Source organism: Chryseobacterium sp. SIMBA_028 (assembly GCF_046535285.1).
Classification (GTDB): domain Bacteria; phylum Bacteroidota; class Bacteroidia; order Flavobacteriales; family Weeksellaceae; genus Chryseobacterium.
Genome location: NZ_JAWRWZ010000751.1, coordinates 1 through 241, shown reverse-complemented (window position 1 = coordinate 241; position 241 = coordinate 1). Strand labels below are relative to the sequence as shown.

Below are 241 nucleotides of genomic sequence, written 5' to 3'. Positions count from 1 at the left end.
CCCCATAGATTGATCACTACGGGACGGGTTCGGATCTCAGGCATCAGATACCAGGTTAGGAGGTACTCCAATAAGTCATCGATAATTTTATCTATTACGATGAACTCTTTTTTCAGGAAAGCCTTACAATCGTCCAGCTTTTTCTTTTTTTTCTGAATTTCTTCTTTATAAATAATCATGAATGAAAAATACACTATTTTTTTAAATTAACCTTGAAATCTTCAACCCCGAAATCAGTCAG

Annotated in this window: 1 protein-coding gene; it reads right to left on the bottom strand. The window is 34.9% G+C overall.

Features of this window, described 5'->3' with window-relative positions:
- A partial coding sequence (locus tag SCA31_RS25260; protein ID WP_410699679.1) for a hypothetical protein occupies positions 1 to 194 on the bottom strand: 194 nt, incomplete at its 3' end.
- Between the last annotated feature and the right edge of the window lie 47 nt (positions 195 to 241).